At 61.0% G+C, this 19,348-nt stretch carries 16 protein-coding genes and 1 pseudogene; 14 read left to right on the top strand and 3 right to left on the bottom strand.

Going from position 1 to position 19,348, the window contains the following annotated elements:
• Positions 1 to 127: 127 nt before the first annotated feature.
• Together IE188_RS04500 and IE188_RS04495 are read right to left on the bottom strand one after the other, a co-directional pair.
• Positions 128 to 1,423 (bottom strand): HlyD family type I secretion periplasmic adaptor subunit, encoded by a 1,296-nt coding sequence (locus IE188_RS04500; RefSeq protein WP_191285234.1) that lies wholly within the window; start codon positions 1,421 to 1,423, stop codon positions 128 to 130.
• Positions 1,413 to 3,152, bottom strand: coding sequence for a type I secretion system permease/ATPase (locus tag IE188_RS04495; protein ID WP_191285233.1), 1,740 nt, complete (start codon positions 3,150 to 3,152; stop codon positions 1,413 to 1,415). Before IE188_RS04495 ends, IE188_RS04500 begins: the two co-directional genes overlap by 11 nt.
• A gap of 515 nt (positions 3,153 to 3,667) precedes the next feature.
• Between IE188_RS04495 and IE188_RS04490 the strand changes: the two genes are divergently transcribed.
• The 14 genes and pseudogenes from IE188_RS04490 to IE188_RS04425 all read left to right on the top strand — a co-directional run bounded on the left by IE188_RS04490 (position 3,668) and on the right by IE188_RS04425 (position 18,724).
• A complete protein-coding gene (locus tag IE188_RS04490; RefSeq protein ID WP_191285232.1) occupies positions 3,668 to 4,432 on the top strand; it encodes a metallophosphoesterase family protein in 765 nt (254 codons plus the stop codon).
• A 136-nt stretch (positions 4,433 to 4,568) separates the two neighbouring features.
• Positions 4,569 to 5,300, top strand: coding sequence for an ABC transporter ATP-binding protein (locus tag IE188_RS04485; RefSeq protein ID WP_191285231.1), 732 nt, complete (start codon positions 4,569 to 4,571; stop codon positions 5,298 to 5,300).
• 2 nt (positions 5,301 to 5,302) lie between these two features.
• The gene (locus tag IE188_RS04480; protein WP_191285230.1) at positions 5,303 to 7,666 is read left to right on the top strand and encodes an ABC transporter permease; all 2,364 of its coding nucleotides are present in this window, start codon (positions 5,303 to 5,305) and stop codon (positions 7,664 to 7,666) included.
• Between the two features lie 4 nt (positions 7,667 to 7,670).
• Entirely contained in the window at positions 7,671 to 8,885 is a 1,215-nt protein-coding gene (locus IE188_RS04475; protein WP_191285229.1) for an efflux RND transporter periplasmic adaptor subunit, read from the top strand.
• A gap of 190 nt (positions 8,886 to 9,075) precedes the next feature.
• Positions 9,076 to 10,284, top strand: a complete 1,209-nt coding sequence (locus tag IE188_RS04470) for an aminopeptidase P family protein (RefSeq protein WP_191285228.1) — start codon at positions 9,076 to 9,078, stop codon at positions 10,282 to 10,284.
• A gap of 181 nt (positions 10,285 to 10,465) precedes the next feature.
• Complete coding sequence (locus tag IE188_RS04465; RefSeq protein WP_191285227.1) at positions 10,466 to 11,566, top strand: ABC transporter ATP-binding protein; 1,101 nt, start codon at positions 10,466 to 10,468, stop codon at positions 11,564 to 11,566.
• A gap of 113 nt (positions 11,567 to 11,679) precedes the next feature.
• On the top strand, positions 11,680 to 12,786 hold the full coding sequence (locus IE188_RS04460; RefSeq protein ID WP_191285226.1) for an extracellular solute-binding protein: 1,107 nt from the start codon (positions 11,680 to 11,682) through the stop codon (positions 12,784 to 12,786).
• A gap of 75 nt (positions 12,787 to 12,861) precedes the next feature.
• Positions 12,862 to 14,136 carry an ABC transporter permease gene (locus IE188_RS04455; RefSeq protein ID WP_191285225.1) on the top strand — a complete coding sequence of 425 codons (1,275 nt, stop codon included), beginning with the start codon at positions 12,862 to 12,864 and terminating at the stop codon, positions 14,134 to 14,136.
• 14 nt (positions 14,137 to 14,150) lie between these two features.
• A pseudogene (locus IE188_RS04450) lies at positions 14,151 to 14,996 on the top strand (ABC transporter permease); the annotation flags it as partial.
• 240 nt (positions 14,997 to 15,236) lie between these two features.
• Positions 15,237 to 15,866, top strand: a complete 630-nt coding sequence (locus tag IE188_RS04445) for an ATP-dependent Clp protease proteolytic subunit (RefSeq protein ID WP_191285223.1) — start codon at positions 15,237 to 15,239, stop codon at positions 15,864 to 15,866.
• Positions 15,867 to 16,025: 159 nt separating this feature from the next.
• Complete coding sequence (clpX, locus tag IE188_RS04440) at positions 16,026 to 17,294, top strand: ATP-dependent Clp protease ATP-binding subunit ClpX (RefSeq protein WP_191285222.1); 1,269 nt, start codon at positions 16,026 to 16,028, stop codon at positions 17,292 to 17,294.
• Positions 17,295 to 17,480: 186 nt separating this feature from the next.
• Positions 17,481 to 17,855 carry an NADH:ubiquinone oxidoreductase subunit NDUFA12 gene (locus tag IE188_RS04435; RefSeq protein ID WP_191285221.1) on the top strand — a complete coding sequence of 125 codons (375 nt, stop codon included), beginning with the start codon at positions 17,481 to 17,483 and terminating at the stop codon, positions 17,853 to 17,855.
• Positions 17,856 to 17,909: 54 nt separating this feature from the next.
• Positions 17,910 to 18,365 (top strand): outer membrane lipid asymmetry maintenance protein MlaD, encoded by a 456-nt coding sequence (gene mlaD / locus IE188_RS04430; RefSeq protein ID WP_191285220.1) that lies wholly within the window; start codon positions 17,910 to 17,912, stop codon positions 18,363 to 18,365.
• Entirely contained in the window at positions 18,362 to 18,724 is a 363-nt protein-coding gene (locus IE188_RS04425) for a DUF2155 domain-containing protein (protein WP_407648164.1), read from the top strand. The genes mlaD and IE188_RS04425 overlap by 4 nt, the downstream gene beginning before the upstream one ends.
• Here the strand turns inward: IE188_RS04425 and aat are convergent.
• The gene (gene aat / locus IE188_RS04420) at positions 18,688 to 19,344 is read right to left on the bottom strand and encodes a leucyl/phenylalanyl-tRNA--protein transferase (protein ID WP_191285219.1); all 657 of its coding nucleotides are present in this window, start codon (positions 19,342 to 19,344) and stop codon (positions 18,688 to 18,690) included. The two genes, IE188_RS04425 and aat, sit on opposite strands and share 37 nt — an antisense overlap.
• Positions 19,345 to 19,348: the final 4 nt, after the last annotated feature.

The raw sequence follows: 19,348 nt of genomic DNA, 5'->3' as shown, positions 1-19,348 counted from the left end.
AAGGCGCCCTGTGACTTTAGGGCGGGCCGAACTTGGCTGTCTAGATGAAGTTGAGATTTGGCGACCGCGACCAAGCGGTCGCCAAACGGGGCAGGTGCGGCGGGTTTGCACCCATCCGCGCCCGCCTTCATTCCTCGCGGAACGCCAGGTCCAGATAATCCGTGAAAGGTTTCAACAGATAGGAGGCCGGGCTTTGCGCACCGGTCTGGATGAACGCCTCGACCGGCATGCCGGGGATGATCTCGTTCTCGCCCAGAAGGTCAAACGCCGCGGGGTCAATCTCGACTTCGCCTGCGAAATACCTCTGTCCGGTCTTTTCATCGGTGATCGCATCCGCCGAGATCAGGCTGACCTGTCCCGAAACCTCGGGTGTCGTGCGCGCGTTGAACGCCGGGAACTTCAACACTGCGTCCTGTCCGACCGTGATCCGGTCAATTTCGGTCGGGGCCAGTTGCACGGACACGATCAGGGGACTGTTGTCTGGCACGATCGCCGCTACCTCGCCCCCGGCAGGGACAACAGAGCCGACGGTAAAGACGGACATGCCATACACCACACCGTCGACCGGGGCCGTAAGGTTCAGACGGGACAGGCGGGTTTCGACCGCCCGCAGTTTCTCCTGCAACTCTGCCTCGCGCGGTTGCAGATTGCGGATCTCTTCCTGTGCGCTTTCCTGCCGCTCTGACCGCGCTTTCAGCCGTTCGATCTCGTATCCCGCGATCGCGTTGCGCGTGGCGGCGATTTGCGCCTCGGTTTCGCCGGTCAGGCCGTTGATCTGGGCCAGTTGCTTTTGAAGATCCAGCACTTGCGACCGTTCAGTCAGGTTCTTGTTCAACAGATCCTGAAAGGTCTTCAGGTTGTTTTTGGTCAACTCGGCCTGCTCACGGTTGGCGGCCAGTTGTTTTTCCAGCCCCACGATCGATGCTTCGGATTGCGCCCGCCGTTCGCGCAACTGGTCGTCTGTCTGGCTCAGTGTCTTGCGGCGCGTGTCAAACAGTGTCTGCTGAGTCTCCAGGATGGCGTGCAGGTCCGGCTCGCCCTTTGCATCCGCCACAAGCGCCGGGCGGAAGGTGATCTGCGCGGCTTCAACCGCTTCTGCAGACAGACGGTCGATATTGGCCTGCACTTCAAACAGGGCGTGGCGGATGATGTTCTGTTCAGACCGCAGCTCGGCGTCATCTAGAAGGATGATCGTTTCACCCGCCTTGATTGTATCACCGTTGCGCACGTTGATCTCGGCGACGACACCGCCATCGGGGTGTTGCACCACCTGCTTGCGCTGATCAACCTCGACATAGCCTGACGCCACGACGGCTGCATTGATGGTGGAATAGGTTCCCCAGGCGATCAAGCCGCCCAATCCGATGACCAATGCCCATATGCCTTGGGCGATATAGGGTTTCGCGTTCCAGTCACTGGGCATGTTCAAGCCTCCGTTCCTGTTGAACCGGCACGGCGGCCGGGCTTTTTCTGACGAATTTGTCCATGATTTCCTGACGCGGTCCGAAGGCGCGCATCTTGCCCTTGTCGATCAGCAACACACGTTCGCATTGCGCCAGCGCCGATGGCCGGTGCGAGATGATCAGAACCGCCCGGCCAGCGGCCTTGGCGTCCGAAATCGCCCGGTTCAGTGACCGGACGCCGCTGTCATCCAGGCTGGAGTTCGGTTCGTCCAGGATCAGGACCGCCGGATCGCCGAACAAGGCGCGTGCCAGCCCGACACGCTGACGCTGACCGCCGGACAGAAGGCTGCCTGCGTCGGTGATCATCGTGTCATAGCCGTTCGGAAGGCTCAGGATCAGGTCATGCGCCCCGGCGGCCTGGGCAGCTTTGACAACGTCGTCCGGGTCGGCGTCGGGATCGAACCTGGCGACATTCTGGGCCACCGTCCCCGGGAACAGAACCACGTCCTGCGGCAGATAGCCCAACAGGCGTCCCAGCCGGTCGGGGGCGTATTGGTGAAGCTCGGCCCCGCCCAGCCGGATTTCCCCGGCGCGCGTCGGCCAGACCCCGGTCAGCGCCTTGGCAAGGGTTGATTTGCCCGCAGCGCTCGGCCCGATGACTGCGACAGCTTCGCCGGGCTGGACATCGAAACTGACCCCCATCAGCAACGGTTTGGTCACACCTGCGGGGGCCACGGCCAGTCCCTTGACCTCCATCCGGCTTTGCGGCGCGGGCAGGCGCATCGGCAAAGGGCGGGGCGGGGTGGTGGACAGGATGTTGCGCAAAGACCGCCAGCCTTGTGCGGCCGCCTGAAACGCACCCCATTGTGCGACGGTCTGTTCCACCGGGGCCAGCGCCCGACCCAGAAGGATGGAGCCGGCAATCATTGCACCCGCAGTCAGTTCACCGCGCAGGACCAGCCAGGCCCCAAGGGCCAGAATGCCGGATTGCAACAGCAACCGGAACGCCTTGGTGGTTGCCGCGAGCCGTCCGCGCTTGTCGGCGGCAAGGATGCGGCTGCGCAGCGCGTTGGTGCGCACCTCGCTCCAGTCATTGGTCAGCGGCTCTTTCATGCCAAGACCCTGAATGGTCTCGATGGATTTGCGCATCTCGGCGGTGCGGCTGTCGGCGCGGGCGGCGTGCTGGCGGGCATCGGCCATGGCCGTATTCGAAGTGCGTTGGCTGGCAAATGCCAGCACGAACAGAACCGTGCCTCCGGCCAGGGCGAACCACCCCATCATCGGGTGGAAAATGAACAGAAGGGCCAGGAAAGCTGGTGCCCAGGGCAGGTCGATCAGCGCGGTAAGCGCCGGAGAGGCCAGCAGCGACTGAATGCTGCTGAGATCGCGCAGCCCCGTCGCCGGGCGCGCCCTCTGGTCGACATTTTCCGCCTGCCGCAGCACGGCATCAAATACCCGCCGGTCCAGCGCCGCCTGAAACCCCGCACCAACACGCGCCAGAACACGCCCGCGTACATGGTCCAGAAACCCCATCAACGAGTACAGAAAAACCACCAGGCCAAACAGGGCCACCAAGGTGGCTGTCGACCGGCTGGACAGAACCCGGTCATAGACTTGCAGCATGAATAGTGGGCCGGTCAGCATCAGAAGGTTGACCGCCGCACTGAAGACAGCAACGCCGATAAGGTCGGATCGAAACCCGGCCAGCCTTTGGCCAAGTTCGCGGGATTGTTGGTCAGGATCGGTCATGTCCGCTCCGTTTTGGACGAGATGGGCAGCAGGCACGACGCCGCGACTGGGCAATGCACCTTGGCCGGAATGGAAACGAATGGGGGGCTGTCGGCATTGCCCAAACAGCACACCCCAATTCGCCCGGTGGTCTCCGTGAGTGATCAGGCCAAAAAGGGTGAAAACCGAAAAAGGTGGAGTCGTCTGCTCCACCCCTGCGCGAATAGGCGATCCCATGCTTGTTTACCTGTCCGCGATCGGCAGACTTGTGCCAATCAAGGTAGCCGGGGCAGGGACTGGTCGGGTTTTCGCCCAATGATGCGACCGAAAACGGTGTGAAAACGCCGACGTGGCATGCGCATCCGGTGCAGGGCACGGACTGTACAGGCGAGTCGCCCCAAGGGGCCCCCGAGGTGCCGCGACCTTTCGGATCGGTCGCAGCAACACTGGCGTTCTGTGCCCGGGTCGTCTTATGGTCTCAGAAGCCCCGCGAACAGAGGTCGTATCGGGGAAGATCAGAAGGGGCACAGCGGCGCATGCGTTGGTTCACAGCTCGAAGCAAAGCCAGACCCGCGCGGGAAGCCGTGCCCGGTTTCGATGCGCCAATCCGGCCCGACAGCCCGTTTTGCGCGGTCGGCGACATTCACGGCCGCATGGACCTGTTGTCTGATGTGCTGGGCAGATTGGCGCTGGACGGGCCGAATCTGCCGGTGGTGTTCGTGGGCGACTATATCGACCGCGGACCTGACAGCGCGGCGGTTCTGCGCCATTTGTGCGCGCTTCAGTCGACCGACCCGGAACGGATTTCCTGCCTGCTGGGCAACCACGAAGACATGCTGTTGGCGTTTCTTGATGGCAGCTTGCATGATCATCGGATCTGGTTGCGCAACGGTGGTGTCGCGACCTTGCAGAGCTTCGGGATCAGCCTGTCCGCCAATTCCCCCACACCGGACGAGGTCGCGCGGATCCGCAGAGGGCTTCAAGAAGCCATGGGGCCGAAGCTGTTGGCCTGGCTGCGTGGTCTGCCCCTGGTCTGGAACACGGGCAATGTCTGGGTGACGCATGCCGGTGCGGACCCGTTTGTCAACATGCCACGGCAAGACCGGACGGCGCTGCTTTGGGGCCACCCTGATTTTCGCCGCCACGCCCGGACCGACGGGCAATGGGTCGTCCATGGGCACACCATCGTTCCCGAAGTGGAGTGTCGGGACGGTCGTGTCGCAATCGACACCGGCGCCTTTCATACTGGCCGGTTGTCGGCCGTCCATCTTTCGAACGAAGGTGTTCGGCCGCTGGGTTAGTCCGCGCGTCCAGTGGGTTGCGACGATTTTTCCACACGGCGGGGGCGAATACGGGTTGATACGCCCGGCAGGTATGACAACATCCGGTTGAGGCGCGACACGGACATAGCGCCAAAGCAGAAGAGCGGTGGAAACCATGGGCTCTGACAACAGCGATGCCAGCCGCACTCCGATCTACCGGATGCAGGACCTGACCAAGACCTATCGGACCGAGGCCGTTGACGTCCACGCCCTGCGCGGTGTCACAGCGGAAGTGCCGGCAGGCGAGATCATCGTCTTGTTGGGGGCGTCGGGTTCGGGCAAATCGACGCTTCTGAACATTCTGGGCGGGCTGGATACGGCAACGTCGGGCAAGGCCTGGTTCCGCGACGAAGAGCTGACCGCGAAGTCCGATCGCGATCTGACGCGCTATCGCCGCGATCACGTGGGCTTCGTGTTCCAGTTCTACAACCTTGTTCCGTCCCTGACCGCGCGTGAAAACGTGGCGTTGGTGACGGAAATCTCATCCGACCCCATGACCCCGGAAGAGGCATTGGAACGTGTCGGACTTGGCCACCGCATGGATCATTTCCCAGCCGAAATGTCCGGTGGTGAACAACAGCGCGTTGCCATCGCCCGCGCGATTGCCAAACGTCCCGAGGTGCTGCTTTGCGACGAACCCACCGGCGCGCTGGACAGCAAGACCGGGGTTCAGGTGCTGGAAGCCCTGCACAAGATCAATGCCGAGCTTGGCACATCGACCCTTGTGATCACCCATAACGCGGGCATTCAGGCCATGGCACACCGGGTCGTGTTTTTTGCCGATGGCGACATTTCCGAGATCCGGGAAAACGCCAAGCGGATCGAACCCACCGAGATCGTGTGGTAGCGATGCGGGTTCTGGATCGAAAGCTACTGCGTGACCTCAGGCGGCTCTGGACCCAGAGCCTGGCGATTTCGGCGGTGCTGGCTGTGGGCGTGATGATCATGGTCATGTCCAACGGTGCCGAACGCAGCCTGCGCGAAACCCGCGATACCTTCTATGAGCGCAACCGGTTCGGCGATCTGTTTGCCACCGCCTCGCGCGCGCCTGATGCCCTGGCGGCCGAGATATTGTCCATAGATGGGATCATGCGCGTGGACACACGGATCTCGGATTTCGCCATTCTGGATGTTGCCGATATGTCCGAACCTGCCGTGGGGCAGGTTTTGTCTTTTCCCGCCTCGGGTTTGCCCGCGTTGAATATTCCGACAATCACCAAGGGGCGCATGCCCGAACCGGGGCAGCGCGGCGAGGTGTTGGTGAACCAGAACTTCGCGGACGCGCATGGGTTCACACCCGGCGACACGTTCGGCGTCACCCTGAACGGGCAGAAACGCGATCTGACGATCACCGGCACCGCCCTCAGCCCGGAGTTCATTTATACCATCGGCCCGAACTCGATCATGCCGGATGACCGACGCTTCGGCATCCTGTGGATGGCCGAGGACGTGTTGGGCGCGGCCTTCAACCTGACCGGTGCGTTCAACGCGGTGTCGGTGCAACTGTCGCGCGATGCCGACGTCGACGCGGTGACGGATGCGCTGGATGATCTGCTGAAGCCCTATGGCGGTACGGGGGCGTATCCACGCAAGGACCAGACCTCGAACGCGTTCCTTGACGCCGAGCTGACGCAGCTTGCCGTCATGGCCCAGGTGGTGCCTCCAATCTTTCTGGTCATCTCGGCCTTCCTGGTGAACATGGTTCTGGGGCGACTGATCGCACTGGAGCGAGAGCAGATCGGGCTGTTGAAGGCGCTTGGTTATCAGCAGGTCGAGATCAGCTGGCACTATATCAAGCTGGCACTTGTGATCGGCTGCCTTGGGGTGTCGCTTGGCTGGGGCTTCGGGATGTTGGCGGGCCGGGGCATGGCGCGGCTGTATTCCGAGTTCTTTCATTTTCCCTATCTGGTCTTCGTGCAATACCCGTCGATCTATGCGGTGTCCGCTGCGGCGGGGCTTCTGGCGGCGGGGCTGGGCGCGATCAGTGCGGTGCGGCGGGTGGTCGGGTTGAGCCCGGCGGTGGCCATGGCCCCCCCGGCGCCCACCCGGTTCAGGCGCGGCTTGCTGGATCATCTGATTGTCTGGCTGAAACCGCGCCAGCCCACGATGATGATCCTGCGCGCCATCGGACGCTGGCCTCTGAGGGCTGCTTTGACGACGCTGGGCATTGCCACCTCGGCGTCGGTCATGATCGCGGCCCTGTTCATGTTCGATGCGATGGACGAGTTGCTGGACGTGAGCTTTGTGCAGATCAACCGGCAGGATGCGATCGTGCAATTTGCCCTGGAACGGCCCGAAGGTGTTCTGGAAGATGTCGCCAACCTGCCCGGCGTGTTGTCCGCAGAAGGGGTGTGGACGATGCCTGTCCGACTGACCAACGGTCATTTAACCCGGCGCATTGCGGTCGAGGGCCGGCGGCCCGACGATACACTGTCGCGGGTGTTTGATGTCGAAACCCGGAACCTCGTTCAACCGGAACACGGTATCGTCCTGGCCCGGCGACTGGCAGATCACATCAACGCTTCGGTCGGCGACACGGTGACAGTCGAGTTTCTGACCATTCCCGACAGCCAGCACCGTCTGAAAGTGACGGGGTTGGCCGGGCAGTATTTCGGGCTGGGTGCCTATATGAATGCCGAGGCTCTGGCGCGGCTGCTGGATCAGCCCGTGCAGGTCACGCAGGCCAATCTGCTGATCGATCCTGCGCGCGAGCACGATCTGTTTCAGTCGATCAAGACGGCACCGGCGGTGGCGGGGCTGACATTGCTGGCGCAGGTTCGGCAGTCGTTCACCGATACGATCGCCCAGAACGCGGGTATGACGACCACGATCAATTCGTTCCTGGCGGCGCTGATTGCGATCGGCGTGGTCTATAACTCGGCCCGCATTCAGCTTTCCGAACGCGCGCGCGAGCTGGCGAGCCTGCGTATCCTGGGTTTCACCCGTGGCGAGGTCAGCTATATCCTGCTGGGCGAGCTTTTCCTGCTGACAGCCGCGGCGATCCCGCTTGGTCTGGTGATTGGTCGGCTGCTGGCCGGGGCGATGGTCGCAAGTTTTGACAGCGATCTGTATTCCATCCCCTTGGTCGTGTCGCGCGGAACCTATGGTTGGGCGGCAGGCGTTGTGGCGGTGGCATCGGTCGTATCGGCATTGATCGTGCGGCGGCGGATCGACCGGATGGACCTGGTCGCCGTGATGAAAACAAGGGAGTAACCCGATGAGCTGGAACATGCGCAAGACGATACTGGCCGGGGTCGCGGTGGTGGCCGTGGCAGGATTTGCCTATGTCGCGACCAAACCCGAACCGGTGCCCGTCGACATCACCACCATCGCGCGTGGCCCTATCGAGGTGACCGTCAACGTCGAAGGCCGCACCCGGGTGCGCGATGTCTATGACGTGTCTGCTCCCGTGGCGGGTCACCTGGCGCGCAGCCCGGTGTCGATCGGCGACATGGTGACGGCTGGCGAAACCGTCGTCGCCCGGATCGCCCCCGGAGACCCGGCTTTTCTGGATGTACGGTCACGGGCGCAGGCCGAAGCGGCGGTGGCACAGGCCACGGCGGCGGTGTCGGTGGCCGAGGCGCAGATCTTGATGGCCGAAGCGGATCTGGCCCATGCACAGACCATTCTGAACCGGCTGCACGACCTACATTCACGCGGCACCATCCCACAGGCACAGCTGGAGGATGCCGAACTGGGCGTCGATGTGGCCGCCGCGAAACTGGACAGCGCCCATGCGGCCTATGACATGCGGGTGGCGGAACTGTCCGCGCAACGGGCCACCCTGATCGAGCCGCGCGACCGCAACGACCCCGCACCGGACGACGCCTGCTGCATAGATGTGAAGGCCCCCGTTTCGGGCAAGGTGCTGAGCGTTGCCAATGAAAGCGCGCGACCGGTGTTGCCCGGAGCCCCGATCCTTTCCATCGGCGAAACCGATGATCTTGAGATCACGGCCGGAGTCCTTTCAACCGATGCGGTGCGCCTGACGCCCGGCGCGCAGGCCTATGTCGACAGGTGGGGCGGTGGTGGGTCGCTGTCGGCACGTGTGCGTGTGATCGAGCCAGCCGGGTTCACCAAGGTCTCGGCACTGGGCATCGAAGAGCAACGCGTGCGTGTGGTGCTGGACCTTTTGACGCCGAAGCAGGATCGTACGGCGCTGGGTCACGGCTTTCGCGTCTTTTTGCGCATCGTCGAATGGCAGGGCGAAGGCGTGATCGTGCCTCTGTCGGCGTTGTTTCGCGACGGTGTGGATTGGGCCGTGTTCGTGGTCGACGGCGATTACGTCACGCAGCGCAAGGTGACGCTGGGCCATCGCAACAGCGATGAAGCCGTGGTCCTGTCCGGCCTTGCAGAAGGAGAGCAGGTTGTCACCCATCCCGGCGACCGGGTCACCGATGGCGTTCTTGTGGTGGATCGCGCAACGCTGTGACGCCGCAATTTTGAAATTGACAGAATCCCGATCCTTCGCCAAAAATCGCGCCATCCGCAGCGATGGCGTCGCTGCCCTGCGCATCGGCTCCATAGCCCGCGCAAGGTCCGGAGATCAACTGCCCTGCACGCCGGGGAGTTTGGTTGGCCGGGCACATCCATCTCGGCCTCGGAATACGGAGATCTGAGATATGTCACGCACACAGTTTTTTGTTTGTGAAAATGGCGAAAAAGCCCCGCTGCCCTTCTCGAATGCGGAATACGAGCGCCGGTTGAAAACCTTGCGCGGGATCATGGCCAACCGTGGGATTGATGCGGTTCTGTTCACGTCGATGCACAACATCGCCTATTACTCGGGCTTTCTGTATTGCTCGTTCGGGCGGCCCTATGGCTGCGTTGTGACGGCGGATCGCTGCACCACTGTGTCGGCCAATATCGACGCGGGCCAGCCCTGGCGGCGCAGCTTTGGTGAAAACGTCATCTATACGGATTGGGAGCGCAACAACTACTGGCGTGCTGTCAAAGACGTCATGGGTGGGGCCAAGTCCATCGGGATCGAAGGCGATCACCTGACCTTGGCACAGCGGGCCTTGGCCGAAGAGTTCCTGGCAGGTGCCAGTTTCACCGACATCGCCCCGGACACCATGCAGGCGCGCATGGTGAAATCGGCTGAGGAGATTGCCCTGATCCGCGAGGGCGCGCGTGTTGCCGACCACGGTGGCGCGGCCATTCGTGATGCGATCCGGGTCGGCGCGCGCGAGATTGATATCGCCATGGCCGGCCGCGATGCGATGGAAGAAGAGATCGCACGCTCTTTCCCGGACAGCGAGATTCGCGACACCTGGGTCTGGTTCCAGTCTGGCATCAACACCGATGGCGCCCATAACCCGGTGACAACGCGCAAGCTGGAAGCTGGCGACATCCTGTCGCTCAACACCTTCCCGATGATTTCGGGCTATTACACGGCGCTGGAGCGTACCCTGTTCATCGGCGATCCGGACAAGGAAAGCCTGCGCATCTGGGAGGCCAATGTCGCCGCGCATGAACTGGGCATTTCGTTGATCAAACCCGGCGCGACCTGCTCGGGCATCACTGCCGAGATCAACAAATTCTTCGAAAGCGAAGGTCTGCTGCAATACCGCTCGTTCGGTTATGGGCACAGTTTCGGGGTGCTGTCGCACTATTATGGCCGCGAAGCCGGGCTGGAGCTGCGCGAAGACATCGACACGGTGCTGGAGCCCGGCATGGTCGTGTCGATGGAGCCGATGTTGTTCCTGCCTGAGGGCACACCCGGTGCCGGTGGCTATCGGGAGCACGATATTCTTGTTGTTGGCGAAACGGACGCCGAGAACATTACCGGCTTCCCGTATGGGCCCGAGCACAACATCGTGCAGGCATGACGCGAAATTCGCAAAACATGTCGCGATCGAACCCTGAAATCAGCAGATTTGGGTAGAGGCTATGGCTGTCGCGAGGTCAAACTTTCGCGACAGCCTGCGGATTTGCTGTTGAAATTCACGTTGGGTTCGTGTTGGCTTATGCCCAACAAACGAAAAGAAAAACATAGACCAGGGGGGTCACTTGGCTGATGCAGCTTCCAACGACGGCTTCGTCGTTTTTGATCGTGTCCAGAAAAGCTATGATGGGGAAACGCTGGTCGTCAAAGACCTGAACCTGTCAGTGGCAAAGGGCGAATTCCTTACCATGCTTGGGCCGTCGGGGTCTGGCAAAACAACATGTCTGATGATGCTGGCCGGTTTCGAAACCGCGACGCACGGCGACATCCGGCTTGGTGGCAAGCCGATCAACAATATCCCACCTCACAAGCGCGGCATCGGGATGGTGTTCCAGAACTACGCGCTGTTCCCTCATATGACGATTGCCGAAAACCTGTCCTTCCCGTTGGAAGTGCGCAAAATCGGCAAATCCGACCGCGAGGCGAAAGTCAAACGCGCATTGGATATGGTGGAAATGGGTGACTTCGGTGGGCGTCGCCCGGCCCAGTTGTCGGGTGGACAGCAGCAGCGCGTTGCCCTGGCGCGGGCGCTGGTGTTTGAGCCTGAACTTGTGCTGATGGATGAACCCCTGGGCGCGCTGGACAAGCAGTTGCGCGAAAAGATGCAGTTCGAAATCACCCACCTTGCGCACCAGTTGGGGATCACTACCGTTTACGTGACTCACGACCAGACCGAAGCACTGACCATGTCCGACAATGTCGCCGTGTTCGACGATGGCCGGATCCAGCAGCTTGCCCCGCCCGATCAGCTTTACGAGCGGCCGGAGAACAGCTTTGTTGCCCAGTTCATCGGTGAAAACAACACCTTGGAAGGTGTGGTGACCGAGATCACAGGTGATACCTGCATCGTCAAGCTGGATGATGGCGAGATCATTGATGCGACACCTATCAACGTCTCCAAGGTCGGGGATCGGACCACCGTGTCGATCCGCCCCGAGCGTGTGGAATACAACAAGGAACGTTTGCAGGAAGGGGTGCACACCCTGAAAGCCGAGGTGCTGGAGTTCATCTATATGGGCGACATCTTCCGCACGCGTCTTCGGGTGGCGGGAAATGACGATTTCATCATCAAGACCCGGAACGCGCCGGATGTCGAACGCCTGACCCCCGGTCAGCAGATCGAGATTGGCTGGTTGCCCACGGATTGCCGCGCGCTGGACGCCTGATTTGATTTGCTTCGGCGCCCGTCAGGGGCGCCGGGCATTTTAGCCAGAGGTTCGCAATGTTCCCGTTCATGCGAACCCGACGAATCGAACGGGGATAACTAGGGAGATTAAGTATGAAACTTGTGAAGACTCTTTTGGCCAGTTCAGCCCTGACCGCCGCCGCTGGCGCGGTTTCGGCACAGGACATGGCCAACGAGCTGACTCTCGTTTCCTGGGGTGGAGCCTATCAGGCAAGCCAGGTGAAGGCATATGTCGAGCCGTATCTGGAAATGCACCCCGAGGTCAGCGTGACCTGGGACGAAAGCTCGGCAGAAGCCGTGGCCAAGCTGCGCGCGATGAATGAAGCCGGCAACGTAACCTGGGACCTGGTCGACGCCGTGGCGTCCGACGCGATGCGTCTGTGTGACGAAGGTCTGGCAGAAGAGCTGGACCACGACGAAGTTCTGGCGGCTGCGCCCGATGGCACCTCGGCCTCGGAAGACTTCGGCGATCTGCTGGTGTCGGACTGCTTTGTCCCGCAGATCGTGTATTCGACCACGTTCGGCTATCGCACCGATTTGGTGGGTGACACCCCGCCGACCACGGTTTGCGATGTGTTCGACCTTGAGACCTATCCGGGCAAGCGTGCGCTGCAAAAGCGTCCGATCGACAATATGGAATGGGCGCTGTACTGCGATGGTGTGGAAAAGGATGCCATCTATGACACGCTGGGCACAGATGAAGGTGTCGCGCAGGCATTGGCAAAACTGGACACTATCAAGGATCAGGTCGTCTGGTGGACGGCTGGTGCCGAAACTCCGCAGCTTCTGGCTGACGGCGAAGTTGTGATGGGATCGACCTTCAACGGTCGCCTGTTCTCGGCCATTGCCGAACAGAACCAGCCGATCGGCATGCTGTGGGACATGCAGTCCTTCGACCTTGACGGTTGGGTTGTTCCCGCCGGTCTGCCGGAAGATCGCAAGGCGCGTGTCATGGACTTCCTGAAGTTCGCCACCGACACCCAGCGTCTGGCCGATCAGGCCGCGTACATCTCGTATGGTCCGGCACGTAAATCGTCGGCTCCGCTGGTTGGCAAACATGCCGAGCTGGGCATCGACATGGCGCCGCATATGCCGACCGATCCCGCAAATGCCGGCAACGTTCACATCTATGACTATGAATGGTGGGCTGACAACCGCGACGATCTGAACGCCAAGTTCGAGGCTTGGCTGGCCAAGTAATCCTGGCTTTCGGGAGGGGCCGATCGGCCCCTCCCACCCCAAAACCAACAAAAAGCTGACGCTGACAGGGATGACATGAGCGATACGACCAACACGAGCGGCCCCGTACTGGCCGCAGATGGAACACCGCTGAAACGCAGTCTGGCGAAGGCGCTCAGGCGGCAGAAGCTGCGTGCGCTGTTGCTGATCGCACCCCTTTTGCTGTTCATCCTGATCAGCTTTATCCTGCCGATTGCGGACATGCTGTACCGTTCGGTGGAAAACAAGATCGTCGTTCAGACCCTGCCGCGCTCGGTCGAGGCTTTGTCGTCTTGGGATGCGAACTCGGGCGAGTTGCCGGACGAAGCGGTGTTTGCCGCGATGGCCGCCGATCTGAAAGAGGCGTCAGAGGCCAAGACCCATACCAAGGTGGGCTCCCGGCTGAACTATGAATATCCTGGCATCGCGTCGGTGTTCCGAAAGACCGGCCGAAAAGCCAAGAAATTCGACATCGAGAATGGCGGACCCTGGAAAGAGGAACTGATTGATCTGGACAAGGATTGGGCCGATCCGGGGATCTGGCGCACCATCCAGACCTATTCGCCCAGCGTCACCTCGGGTTACTTCCTGAATGCCGTGGACATGCGCGTGGGAGCTGACGGGCCGGAAATGCGCCCGGAATCCGAGCGGATCTACATGAACCTTCTGGTTCGCACGTTGTGGATGTCGCTGCTGATTACCTTCTCGTGCATTCTGCTGGCCTATCCTGTGGCATGGCTGCTTGCGAACCTGCCGACCCGACAGGCCAATCTGTTGATGATCCTGGTCCTGCTGCCGTTCTGGACGTCGCTTCTGGTGCGTACATCGGCCTGGAAAATCCTGCTTCAACAACAGGGGGTGATCAATGACATCCTCGTATGGATCGGGCTGGTCGATGACAACGCCCGCCTGATCATCATCAACAACCAGTTCGGCACGATCGTCGCGATGACGCATATTCTGCTGCCCTTCATGATCCTGCCGATGTATTCGGTGATGCAGACCATCCCGCCCAGCTATCTGCGGGCGGCGAAAAGCCTTGGCGCGACGGACTGGACGGCCTTCTGGCGGGTCTATTTCCCGCAGACCATTCCGGGTATCGGGGCGGGTTCGATCCTCGTTTTCATTCTGGCAATCGGTTACTACATCACGCCCGCGTTGGTGGGTGGCACGAAGGGGACGTTCATCTCGAACCAGATTGCGTTCCATATCTCGACATCGCTCAACTGGGGTCTGGCCTCGGCACTTGGGGCGATCCTTCTGGCGGTCGTTCTGGTCCTGTATTGGGCCTATGACAAGATCGTCGGTATCGACAACGTGAAGCTGGGGTAACGGACATGGCCAAACTTCCTCCTTATGCGACGACCGGACAGCGCATCTGGCACTATACGTTCCTGGTGATTTGCGGGTTGATCTTCTTCTTCCTGATCGCGCCGATTGCGGTGGTGATCCCGCTCAGCTTCAACGCCGAAAACTTCTTTACCTTCACGCCTGAAATGCTGCGGCTGGACCCGGAGGGGTATTCGCTGAAGCACTACCGCGATTTCTTCTCGAACCCCGACTGGCAGAATGCGTTGTGGAATTCGATCAAGATCGCGCCGGTGGCGACCATCTTGTCCGTGTCACTTGGCACGTTGGCTGCCATCGGTCTGAGCCAGCCGCACGTGCCCGCGCGCCGGGCGATCATGGCGATCCTGATTTCACCGATGATCGTGCCGCTGATCATCTCGGCCGCCGGCATGTATTTCTTCTATTCCAAGATCAATCTGGCGGGCACTTACTGGGGTGTTGTGCTGGCGCATGCGGCGCTGGGCATTCCCTTCGTGATCATCACGGTGACGGCAACGCTGGTTGGGTTCGACCGGTCCTTGACGCGGGCGGCAGCCAATATGGGAGCCGATCCGGTGACGACCTTCTTCCGGGTGCAGATGCCTCTGATCCTGCCGGGGGTCATCTCGGGCGCGCTCTTTGCCTTCATCACCTCGTTTGACGAGGTGGTCGTGGTGATCTTTGTCGGTTCGGCCAAGCAGCAGACCCTGCCGTGGCAGATGTTCACCGGCCTGCGCGAGCAGATCAGCCCGACCATCCTTGCGGTGGCCACGATCCTTGTGGCGGTGTCCATCGTATTGCTGACAATTGTCGAGCTTCTGCGCCGACGGTCGGAGCGCTTGCGCGGGATGAGCCCCGGCTGATGGCGGGACGCCAGTACATCAAACAGCGGCACCCCTATCGGGTGCCGTTTTTTGTTTGGGACATCCAACCGCCCTTGGATCAGCAAATTGTTAACCAATTTCGGGCATCCCGGACCCGATTGTGCCGAACGGGGTCCAAACGGGGGATTACCCCCCCTTGCAGCCCCTTTGCACGGACACTAACATCATGCGTCAGGGGCCGAACCAACGGCGCTGGCGTGAACATGAAAGCAGGCTGAAATGCACGATCCTCTTGAAATTTATAACAACACTCTTGTGCCCATGGTGGTGGAGCAGACATCACGGGGCGAACGGGCCTATGACATCTTCTCGCGCCTGCTGAAAGAGCGGATCATTTTCGTGAATGGCGCGGTGCATGACGGCATGTCCAGCCTTGTCGTGGCACAACTTCTGCATCTCGAGGCTGAAAACCCCAAGAAAGAAATCTCGATGTACATCAACTCGCCTGGTGGGGTGGTGACGTCGGGTCTGTCGATCTATGACACGATGCAGTATATCAAGCCCGCGGTGTCGACACTGGTCATCGGGCAGGCGGCGTCGATGGGGTCGGTCCTGTCCGTGGCCGGGGAAAAGGGAATGCGCTTCTCGCTGCCGCATTCACGTATCATGGTGCACCAGCCTTCAGGCGGCTTCCAAGGGCAGGCAACGGATATCATGATCCACGCAGCCGAGACCCAGAAGGTCAAGGACACGCTGAACCAGATCTATGTGAAGCATACGGGCAACGCCTTGAAGGATGTCGAAAAAGCGTTGGAGCGCGACAATTTCATGTCGCCGCAAGAGGCCAAAGACTGGGGTCATATCGACGAGATCGTCGAGAATCGCGGCAAGGGCGGTGACGAGGAATAGCGCCTGACCCGTCCTGACAGGGCAAATCACACCGGGCAGGGCACGGGAAAAACCGGATTGTGCCTGCCCGGACACTGCCCTAAACTTGCAGGAAAGGTAGCAAAGACCGCTCGATCGGGCGCAAACCGGGTTCCGGCGTGGACCCTATAGGACGAGATGATGGCGAATAATTCTTCCGGCGACAGCAAGAACACTCTGTATTGTTCGTTCTGCGGCAAAAGCCAACATGAAGTGCGCAAGCTGATTGCGGGCCCGACCGTGTTCATCTGCGACGAATGTGTCGAACTGTGCATGGATATCATTCGCGAAGAAACCAAGACGACGGGCCTGAAAGCCGCCGATGGCGTGCCGACCCCGATCGAGATTTGTCAGGTTCTGGACGACTATGTGATCGGTCAGGCCCACGCCAAGCGCGTCTTGTCTGTGGCGGTTCACAACCACTACAAACGCCTGAACCACGCCGCTGCGGCCGGGGACGAGATCGAACTTGCGAAATCCAACATCATGCTGATCGGCCCTACGGGCTGCGGCAAGACCCTGCTGGCACAAACGCTGGCGCGCATTCTGGACGTCCCCTTCACCATGGCGGACGCGACCACGCTGACCGAAGCCGGCTATGTCGGCGAGGATGTGGAAAACATCATCCTGAAATTGCTTCAGGCGTCGGAATACAATGTCGAACGCGCCCAGCGTGGCATCGTCTATATCGACGAGGTCGACAAGATCACCCGCAAGTCGGACAATCCCTCGATCACCCGCGACGTGTCGGGCGAGGGGGTTCAACAGGCGCTTCTGAAAATCATGGAAGGCACCGTGGCCTCGGTTCCGCCACAGGGCGGGCGCAAGCATCCGCAGCAGGAGTTTCTGCAAGTCGACACGACCAATATCCTGTTCATCTGTGGTGGGGCATTTGCGGGGCTGGACAAGATCATCGCGCAGCGCGGCAAGGGCTCGGCCATGGGCTTTGGCGCGGACGTGCGTGAAAACGACGATCGTGGCGTGGGCGAGCTGTTTCAAGAACTTGAGCCGGAAGACCTGCTGAAGTTCGGGCTGATCCCGGAATTTGTCGGGCGCTTGCCCGTCATTGCGACGCTGGAAGATCTGGACGCGGAAGCCCTGGTCACCATCCTGACCAAGCCCAAGAACGCGCTGGTCAAGCAATACCAACGCCTGTTCGAACTGGAAGACGCGCAACTGACCTTTACTGATGATGCGTTGAAGGCCATCGCCAAACGCGCCATCGAACGCAAGACCGGCGCACGTGGCCTGCGTTCGATCATGGAAGACATCTTGCTGGACACCATGTTCGATCTGCCGGGGCTTGAGAATGTCGACGAGGTCGTGGTGAATGAAGAGGCTGTGACCTCGGACGCCAAGCCCCTGATCATCTATGGCGAACCCGCGAAGGAAGAGGTCAGCGCAAGCTGACCTGCTCTGCAGGGGGCATCACCTGAACGAAAATCAAGCCACCGCCCGCGCGGTGGCTTTTTACTTGCACGACACAACTGCGCCAAGCCGCCGCATTTTGCGCAAAGCCCGCCCATTCCGGCGCAAAACACTGGACCTTCCGGCCCGCTTGCGCCATATGAAGTGTGAATAAAACCGGAGACTGACATGCGTTTCATCCTGTCCCTGCTGACCTGGTATCACCGCGAAACCATTGGCACCCGTCTGTTTACCTGGCGCAAAGGCGTGAAGGTGGGTGAGGATGAGCAAGGCAATGCCTTTTATCGCAACCGTGACGACAGCCGCCGCTGGGTCATCTACAACGGCGAACCCGAAGCCAGTCGCGTCAGCCCCGAGTGGCATGGCTGGTTGCACCACACGTTCGACAACAGCCCGGCCGAGGCGCCGCTGGCCCGTAAACCTTGGGAAAAGCCGCATCAGGACAACCTGACTGGCACTCCGCTGGCTTATGCGCCTGCCGGATCGCTGCGTCAGGCCGAACCGGCGGATCGCCGCGACTATGAAGCCTGGCAACCAGAATAGGCCGCAAGCGCCGTCAGACCCGCATTCCGTATTCACTGTTTGAGAGGGGCTGCCATGAGCGATAGCCACACAACAGAAGTCGTCACCGGCAGCGTGGTTCTGGCCGCGGCAGTCGGGTTCTTCCTGTATGCCGGCCAGATCGTTGGCTTGTCCGGGACTGGCGCCAGCCACAGCTATACCGCGTCGTTCCGCACCGCCGACGGGATCTCGGTCGGGACGGATGTTCGGTTGGGCGGCGTCAAGGTGGGCAGTGTGACGGGGATCGAACTGAACCCGGAAACCTTCCGCGCCGACACAGATTTCACGGTGCAATCCGACGTGGCCCTGCCGGATGACACCGCCATCATCATCTCGTCCGAGGGCCTGCTGGGCGGGTCTTATGTGGAGCTTTTGCCCGGTGGATCGCCCTTCAACCTGGAACCGGGTGCCGAGATTGAGGACACGCAAGGGTCGGTCAGCCTTGTGCAGCTTTTGCTGAAATATGTTGCTGGAAGCGAGGATAGCCAGTGATCATCAGGGTCGCATTGACCGCCGCCGCGCTGGCCGTGTCGGCCCTTTCTGCCACGGCCGAAACCGGCAAGGCCACCGGCGCGCTGTTGCGCGGTTTGGACAAGGTGTCCGGTATGCCCGTCGATTTCTCGATGAAGGTTGGGGACACGGTCGAATTGGGCAAACTGCGTGTCACGCTGGGGGAATGCCGTTATCCCACGGATAACCCGTCCGGGGATGCGTATGCCTGGCTGGTGATCCGCGATGGCAACGATGACCAGACCACATTCGAAGGTTGGATGATCGCGTCGTCCCCGGCGCTGAACGCGCTGGACCATCAACGCTATGACGTCTGGGTCTTGCGCTGCACGACGGAGTGAGCATCGGGCAAGGGCCGGGACGTGATATCAGCGACCCCGTGCGACAGCGCCTGCTCCAGCATCTCGTGATACGCCGCACGTGGGATTTCCACCGCGCCCAGACTGGCCAGATGTGGCGTCAGGAACTGCGTGTCAAACAGGGTGAACCCCGTGTCTGACAGGTGCCGGGTCAGATAAGCCAGCGCTATCTTCGAGGCATCCCGCCGGCGCGAAAACATGCTTTCCCCGAAAAAGGCCCGCCCCAGCGTGACGCCATAGACACCGCCGACCAGCGTATCACCGTCCCACAGTTCCAGCGAATGCGCATGGCCCATGCGGTGCAGGTCGTTGTACAGGCCGAAAATCGTGGTGTTGATCCAGGTTTCGTCACGGTCCGCACAGGCGGCGACGGTTCCCGTGAAATCACGGTTCAGGGCGATCTGAAAGGGTGCGCGCCGGATTGTGCGCGCAAGGCTGCGCGAGATATTGAAGCCGTCGAGTGGAAATATGCCGCGCGCCTCGGGGTCCACCCAGAAGACACGCGGATCGTCGCGGCTTTCGGCCATGGGAAACACGCCCATGGCGTAAGCACGCAGCAGAAGATCGGCGCTCAGCGGCGGTGGATCAAGGGGCGGGGCCATTGGC

The organism is Aliiroseovarius zhejiangensis (assembly GCF_014656375.1).
GTDB lineage: Bacteria > Pseudomonadota > Alphaproteobacteria > Rhodobacterales > Rhodobacteraceae > Aliiroseovarius > Aliiroseovarius zhejiangensis.
This window is presented reverse-complemented; position numbering and strand designations above follow the sequence as displayed.